The 293-nt window shown below is 65.2% G+C and carries 1 protein-coding gene; it reads left to right on the top strand.

Translation table 11 applies throughout. From position 1 onward, the window contains the following. Positions 1–293, top strand: a 293-nt coding sequence (locus ACTFO6_RS18515) for a TonB-dependent receptor domain-containing protein (RefSeq protein ID WP_439935841.1), incomplete at both ends; no start/stop codon positions are given.

Below are 293 nucleotides of genomic sequence, written 5' to 3'. Positions count from 1 at the left end.
GAGCTCGACTACCGGGTCACCGATCGCCTTTCCCTGCGCCCCGGCCTGCGCTATGAATACATCGACCAGACGATCCGGATCGGGCTCCGCAACGGCTTACCGAGCGGCGTCAGCGGCAGCGCAACCACCGCCGAGTTGGTCGGCGGAATCGGCGCAAGCTACGAGCTGAATCCGGACGCGGTTCTGTTTGCGAACGCCTTCAGGACGTTCTCGCCGCCGCAGTTCAGTCAGGCGGTTGACCCGACCACGGGCACGGACAACGACCTGAACGCGGAAAAGGCGCGCAACCTGGA

Source organism: Pelomicrobium sp. G1 (assembly GCF_051905455.1).
Lineage (GTDB): Bacteria > Pseudomonadota > Gammaproteobacteria > Burkholderiales > UBA6910 > Pelomicrobium.
This window is presented reverse-complemented; position numbering and strand designations above follow the sequence as displayed.